This is a genomic window from Kiloniellales bacterium (assembly GCA_030064845.1).
Classification (GTDB): Bacteria; Pseudomonadota; Alphaproteobacteria; order Kiloniellales; family JAKSDN01; genus JASJEC01.
Window position 1 is genome coordinate 1 of record JASJEC010000123.1, and the last position, 6,635, is coordinate 6,635.

Consider the following 6,635-nt stretch of genomic DNA (forward strand, 5'->3'; position numbering starts at 1 on the left):
GAACTGAGAGCCTGTGAATCTTTCGGGGGGAGTCACCGGACTCGCGATGATTTATAGTGATCACGTTTTTTTCCTCCCAGGAAGATTGGATTGGGCGATGACCTCTGGATTGTTCGACGAGCTGCCCGAGCAGCCGCTGCCGGCACTTGCGGGCGGCGGTCGGCCGCGGCTTCGGATGGCGGAACGGCGGCAGGTGGAGTTGCGGGCGGTCAGCCTGGACGACCTGGTTGCGGCCGATCACCGGGTGCGCTTGGTGTGGGGTTTCGTGGAGGGGCTGGATCTGACGCCGCTGTACGCGGAGATCAAGGCGGTGGCGGGTCGTCCGGGCCATCCGCCGGCCGACCCGCGGATCCTGGTGGCGTTGTGGTTGTACGCGACGGTGAAGGGGATCGGCAGCGCCCGCGAACTCGCCCGCCTGTGCGAGGAGCATATCGCGTTCCAGTGGCTGTGCGGAGGCGTGGGCATGAACCACAAGACCCTGTCCGATTTCCGGGGCGCCCAGGGTCCGGTGCTGGACGGTCTGCTGGTCGACAGCTTCGCCGCCCTGATCGAGGCCGGCGTCGCGAGCCTGGATCGGGTGGCCCAGGACGGCGTGCGGGTGCGGGCCTCGGCCGGTGCGGCGTCGTTTCGCCGGCACGCGACCCTGGAGGCCTGCCATCGGCGGGCGAAGACGGAGGTGGAGCGGCTGCGCCGGGAGCTCGACGCCGATCCCGGGGCGGCGTCGCGCCGTGAGGCGGCGGCGCGCCGGCGGGCGGTCGAGGACCGCGAGCGCCGGGTCGGCGAGGCCTTGGCGATCACCGAGGCGTTGCAGGCGGCGCACCAGGAGCGGGCGCGCCGGCGCGCCGAACGTGCGGCCAAACGCGGCGAGACGGACGATGGCAAGCAGCCCGAGCCCGAGCCGAAGCCTGAGCCGCGGCCCGAGCCCGAGCCGAAGCCTGAGAACGAGCCGCGGGCCTCGACCACCGACGCCGAAGCGCGGGTGATGAAGATGGCCGACGGCGGCTTCCGGCCGGCCTACAACGTCCAGTTCGCCGCCGACACCAAGAGCGGCGCGGTGGCCGGCGTGTCGGTGGACAACGTTGGCTCGGACATGGGCAAGATGGCGCCGATGAACGACGCCCTGGCCGCCGCCTACGGCCGGCGGCCACCCCAGCATCTGGCCGATGGCGGTTTCGCCAGGCTGGACGACATCAACACCCTGGCCCAAGCCGGGGTGACGACCTTTGTTCCCGTGCCGGCGCCCAAGGACAAGTCCCGCGACCGCCACCTGCCCCGCCCGGACGACCCGCCGGAAGTGGCCGGCTGGCGACGACGCATGGCAACCGAGGAAGCCAAAACCATCTACAAGGAACGGGCAGCCACGGCCGAATGCGTGAACGCCCAGGCGCGTAACCGTGGCCTCACCCGGTTCATCGTGCGCGGCATCGACAAGGTCAAGGCGGTCGCCCTGTGGCACGCCCTCGCCCACAACATGGCCTGTTCCTGGCGTTTGGCCGCCACCTGACCCGACACAAACGGACCCTCCCGGACACCACCGGGAAACGCCGCAAACCGACAACCAGACCCCGGCGGCGACGCGCATTCTCACGGTCCGTCCGCTCGTCTCATCGGCCAAGCCACGCCAATGCCATCCCGCAGCCGGTCTCACATCCCAGGCTCTCCGCGAAACCGCAATTCATTTTCAGGCTCTGAGACAACGCGGCCTGTCGATCTCGTCCGCCGGTGTCCGCTGTGTCTGGAAGCGTCACAATCTGACGTCCATAAAGCTCCGGCTCAAGGCGCTAGAGGCCAAGATGGCGGAAGAAGGGCTGGTGCTCACCGAGGCCCAGGTCGTGGCGCTGGAGAAGGCTAAGGCCGATAAGGAAGCCCATGGCGAGTTCGACAGCGCGTGTCCGGGGTATTGCGGTGCTCAGGACACCTTCTACGTCGGCACCATGAAAGGGGTCGGGCGGATCTACCAGCAAACCTTCATCGACACCTACGCCAAGGTGGGCTTTGCCAAGCTCTACGACCGCAAGACCCCGATTACCGCCGCAGATCTCCTGAACGACCGAGTGGTGCCGTTCTACGACGAGCACGAGATCAAGCTCTGCCGCGTACTCACCGATCGCGGCACCGAATTCTGCGGCGGCCAGAGCCATGAGTACGAACTCTACCTGGCTGTCGAGGATATCGACCATAGTCGAACCAAAACCAAGAGCCCGCAGACCAACGGCATTTGCGAGCGCTTCCATCGCACGGTGCTCGACGAGTTCTATCGCGTGGCGTTCCGAAAGAAGATCTATCGCACGATCGACGAACTCCAGGCCGATCTCGACGCCTGGATGGCCGACTACAATCCTGTTTCATAAGGCCCATCTTTCTATGTCGTTGAAGCGAATAAGCTTTGTTGATTGGGATGCGATCCCGCGGGGTATTTTGGGTTCTGCCTGGCGCGATGAACAATCCGCTGAGCTTCCGGCTTGCCAAGCTCTGATCGATTGAAGATCCACGGACCATCCGGCAATGGATGAACGCCTTCAATTTCGCCGGCTTCGGCGGCGAGCCTGAGCGTTTTCGGCGCAACACCGAGGAGCCGTGCGGCCTTGCTCAGATTGAGCCATGGTTCGATGCCGTCCGGCGCCGGTCGGAAGACCGGGACCTTATGATATGACCTGAGCGCGGTGACCCGCTCGCGAGTCCAGCGATTGCCGCGGCCGGTCACCAATCCGTTCCGGTTAAGGATAGCGGCAATCAAATCATCACTGGCGATGAGCACCAGTTGGCGCACAGCCGCGATGATCTCGCCGGAGGTGCTGTTGCGCTGTCCTCGACGACGCTTCGGCAGGCGCAGTTCAGTATGGACGCCGCCGATCCAATGGATCAGGAGAACGATCTCGGATGCTTTGTCGTCCATATCGGCGACCACCTCGTGGATGACGGTGCGCACGATGCGCTTCTTGAGCCTCGCATCCGTCGTCGGCGTCATCCAGACAGCCCGAAGGTCCGCGGCGAGCGCGGTGACGTCCATTGCCGACAGAGGTGATGATTGCGGTGTCGCGGCATCATGCGTGGCGATCCTGCTCTCGATCTCGCCGACACGCGTGAGCGCTCGGTTCCATCGGGATTCAAGTTCCGCGGCAACCAGCCGGTTCTGCGGATCGGCGGCGTCATACTGCCGGAATGCCCGATCAGCGCTATAGCGTGCGGCCTCAAGATCGCGCATCAGCGCGTCGCGAACTTGGTCACGGCGATTGGCCGCTTGCGCTTCGGCCTCGATCGCCGCTGCGACGGCGCCGGGTTCGACGACCTGCAGAAGCGCCTCTTCAACGGCGTCATCGACGCGCAGTCCGCCAAAGGCGATGCAGCGCGGCTCGCCATTATCGAGCAGACCCCGCCAGCAGGAATACCGCGGAATGTTGTGCTTGGTTCCCGTGTAGCGGACTGTCAGCTTGCGTCCGCAGCGCCGGCAGCGGACAAGACCGGCAAGCAGGGCGTCTCCGTGTTTGGGGGCTCCGTGATGCCGGCCCGTGGGCACGTTGTCGCTGACCATCTTGCGGATCGCCTCTGCCTGCTCCCAGCTGACGTAACCTTCATGGGCATCCGGGATCAGCGCCAGCCATTCGTCGCGAGCCTTGCGACGGCTCTTCGGACGGGTGCCTGCTACCTCATATCCCGGCACCACCCTACTTTTACCATAGGCATAGGCGCCGCCGTAAATCGGGTTCTCGATCATCCGGTGGATGGTCGCGTAATTTGGCCTGCGCCAAATCACGTCACCATTGTTGCGCTTGGCAGGCAAATCCAGCCCATGCTCGATGAACCAGAGCAAGGCCTGTCGAGCGCTACCGAGCTCCGCCACTTTGTCAAACACAAGGGTGATGGCCCAGCGGTTCTCATTATGAGTTCGACGTGTAGGGTTGGGGTTGAAGGGGTTTGGAGGGGGTGAGCGGTCAGGCGGTTCTGGGGGGCGGGACTCCGGTGATGATGGTTTGGATGAGGGCGTGCCAGGAGCGGAAGACGTGGTAGGCGGTGATCGACCAGATGTGGGTGAACAGGCGGTTGCGGGCGCCGAGTTTGCGGCGTGCCTTTTGCCAGGGGGCGGCCACGAGATCGCAGGCATTGTGCATGGCGAAGGCCAGCAGATTGAGGGCGACCAGCACGCTGGCCAGAGTGTCCTTGCCGTGCCCGAAGTTGTGTTCGAGGTGATAGCCGTTGTTTTTGAGGACGTTGAAAGTTTCGTTCTCGATCTTCCAGCGGGCTCGGCCGCAAGCGGCGAGGTCGGCGACGGTTTGTCGGTTGACCGGCAGATCGGTGACGAAGCTGTTGCGGTAGGTCACCTTGCCGTTTGGCTTGGCGATTTCGATCTCCAGCCAGTTGACGAGGAGCGCGTCCTTGCTGTCGCGAAGCGGTACGCCCTCCATCCAGCGATAACGGTGCCGGCGCTTGGCCGCGCCGGTGCCGACGGTTCGTTCGAAGCCGTCGATCTCGACCCCCGTCAGGTACTCGCTCAGCGTCTTGTGGCTTGAAGGCTTGCAGACGAAGAGGAAGCTGCCGCCGCCGGCGAGCACATCCTCGCACATCGGCTGGTGGGCATAGAGGTCGTCGCCGAGATAGACCGGCCGCAGCCAGGCATAGCGCCGGCCAACCCGGGCCAGCCAGCGGCGCGCCGCCGCCAGCTCGCAATCCTGTTTGTCGGTGCCGTCCTGCCGACGGACGAACTCGGGAGGCAGCGGCAGCACCGTGGCCTGACCCGGCGCCACCAACGTCGCGCCGACAAAGCTATGAAAATACTCGGTTTCACCGTCGGCGCGCCGGCGCGTCGAACAGTGCCGGCAGCGGAGCTTGCGCGAGCAGAAGTGCTCCGAGCCATCCACCGCGATCAGCATCCGGCCGTCCAGCCGCCGCAGCGGCTCCAACCCGCCGCTCGCGTCCAACGCCTCGACGATCGTCGCAAACACCGGATCAAAGTGGTCCGCTGGGACCCCGTCCAGCATCTGCCGGATATGGTTGTCGCAGGGAATCGCCGTCACCCCGAACAGCGTCTCGGCATTCGACCGGCCGCAACGCTCCGCCAATACCCGCTGGTGCGCCAGAAACGACGGGCTCTGCATGAAAAACACCGAGAACGCCGAAAGCCCGATGTCGGCCATCCGATAGCGACAGTTGCTCCCCGACCGCTTGTCCGGCAGTTGTTCGCACCGCTTGCGCAGCGCCGCGATGGATCTTTCCAGCCGCTCCATACACAGCTTGAATCACGCTTCGTTCCCAAAACAAAGCATTTCCAGCCCCGTCGCCAAAATGAGAATTGCTGGTGATGGCCTCTCACCACAGGTCAGTTTGTGATTGACGCGGGTGAAGGGTTCTGACTCGATGGTCTCGGTACGGGACCGGGAGGATCGAGATGACAGGATTGCAAGCGGTGGCGCGAGCGATTTCCGACGATATGGCGCGACGCCTGCCGAAACAGCGGAAAACCCAGCGCGAGAAGCTGGCGACGCTGACGGCGGCGGTGTTGTCGGAGCGGACGGTGAACCTGATGGAACTCGGCCATGCGCTGCCGATCCGGTCGGCCAACCCCGGCACGCGCTATCAGTGGGTCAAGAGAACGTTGGCCAACGATCGGATCGTCCCGGCCGAGGTCTTGGCTCCCTATGCACGCGAGATTCTGGAGAAAGTGAGCACAAACGGCCGACAGCCGATTGTGCTCATCGACCAGAGCCAGGCGACGAAACTGCATCGCCATGAGATGCTGATGGTGGCGGTCCGGGTTGGCGGGCGGGCGTTGCCGTTGGCTTGGTGCGTCCGGAAAACCGCGGGGGCGATCGGGTTTTCCGAGCAGCGCCGGCTGCTGCAAATCGTCGCCGGGTGGCTGCCGGACGGCGTCCGGCCGGTGCTGATGGGAGACCGTTTCTACGGATCGCCCGACCTCATCACCTGGTGCGCCGACAGCGGCTGGGACTGGCGCCTGCGCCTGAAGGGAAGCTTGCTCGTCCATGATCGCGACGGCGGCGAAACGACCGTGGCGGAGTGCTTCGAGCGAGGCGAGCGGCTGCTGATCGACGTGAGGTTGACCGAAAAGCGTGCCGCCACCCATGTGGCGATGATCCACGAGCCCGGACACCCCGAACCGGGGATGATCGCCATGTCGCAGCTGCCGACCTCGTATCGCGCCCTCGATTACGGTCTGCGATGGGGCATCGAGGCCATGTTCGCCGACACCAAAACCCGCGGCTTCAACCTCGAAGACAGCCAATTGCGCCGCGCCGACCGGATCGAGCGGCTGATCCTGATTCTCGCCCTGGCGCTCTACTGGGCCGTCTCCACCGGCATGTGGGACGCCGTCAACAACCCGTCCGCCGCCGAAAAAAAGCCCCCGAACACCGCCCACGCCGATACGCTCGCTCGCTGCTCTCCCTCTTCAAGCGGGGTCTCCGCCGCCTCCTGATCTGTCTCGTCAAAGGTATACCACCACCGACCCTGTGGGCTGCTTGGCAAACTGACTCATGGTGATAGGCCCGGCCCCGGCCTGCTTGCCCATGTGCTGGTCTCGAAGTATGGCGATCATCTGCCCCTCTACCGGCGGAGCCAGATCTTCGAGCGCGAAGGCATCGATCTCGACCGCTCGACGCTCGCCGAGTGGGTCGGCAAATCGG

Annotated in this window: 4 protein-coding genes and 3 pseudogenes; 4 read left to right on the plus strand and 3 right to left on the minus strand. The window is 64.8% G+C overall.

All coding sequences use genetic code 11. The annotated features are described in order from the left end of the window. Positions 1 to 97 precede the first annotated feature (97 nt). On the plus strand, positions 98 to 1,504 hold the full coding sequence (locus tag QNJ67_23655; GenBank protein MDJ0611988.1) for an IS1182 family transposase: 1,407 nt from the start codon (positions 98 to 100) through the stop codon (positions 1,502 to 1,504). Between the two features lie 184 nt (positions 1,505 to 1,688). Beyond that, a pseudogene (locus QNJ67_23660) lies at positions 1,689 to 2,339 on the plus strand (integrase core domain-containing protein). Positions 2,340 to 2,362: 23 nt separating this feature from the next. Here QNJ67_23660 and QNJ67_23665 read toward each other — a convergent pair. The 3 genes and pseudogenes from QNJ67_23665 to QNJ67_23675 all read right to left on the minus strand — a co-directional run bounded on the left by QNJ67_23665 (position 2,363) and on the right by QNJ67_23675 (position 5,222). After that, positions 2,363 to 3,532, minus strand: coding sequence for a recombinase zinc beta ribbon domain-containing protein (locus QNJ67_23665; GenBank protein ID MDJ0611989.1), 1,170 nt, complete (start codon positions 3,530 to 3,532; stop codon positions 2,363 to 2,365). Next, positions 3,530 to 3,865: pseudogene (locus QNJ67_23670) on the minus strand (recombinase family protein). Before QNJ67_23670 ends, QNJ67_23665 begins: the two are co-directional and overlap by 3 nt. 67 nt (positions 3,866 to 3,932) lie before the next feature. Next, a complete protein-coding gene (locus QNJ67_23675; protein MDJ0611990.1) occupies positions 3,933 to 5,222 on the minus strand; it encodes an ISNCY family transposase in 1,290 nt (429 codons plus the stop codon). Between the two features lie 161 nt (positions 5,223 to 5,383). On the opposite strand from QNJ67_23675, the gene QNJ67_23680 reads away from it, so the two are divergent. Then, a complete protein-coding gene (locus tag QNJ67_23680; protein MDJ0611991.1) occupies positions 5,384 to 6,427 on the plus strand; it encodes a transposase in 1,044 nt (347 codons plus the stop codon). 84 nt (positions 6,428 to 6,511) lie between these two features. After that, a pseudogene (locus tag QNJ67_23685) lies at positions 6,512 to 6,635 on the plus strand (transposase).

Bases quoted from the DNA above. Each gene is read 5' to 3' on its own strand.
- QNJ67_23655 (MDJ0611988.1), top strand. From the start codon at position 98: ATGACCTCTGGATTGTTCGACGAGCTGCCCGAGCAGCCGCTGCCGGCA.
- QNJ67_23675 (MDJ0611990.1), bottom strand. From the start codon at position 5,222: ATGGAGCGGCTGGAAAGATCCATCGCGGCGCTGCGCAAGCGGTGCGAA.
- QNJ67_23680 (MDJ0611991.1), top strand. From the start codon at position 5,384: ATGACAGGATTGCAAGCGGTGGCGCGAGCGATTTCCGACGATATGGCG.
- QNJ67_23665 (MDJ0611989.1), bottom strand. From the start codon at position 3,532: ATGGTCAGCGACAACGTGCCCACGGGCCGGCATCACGGAGCCCCCAAA.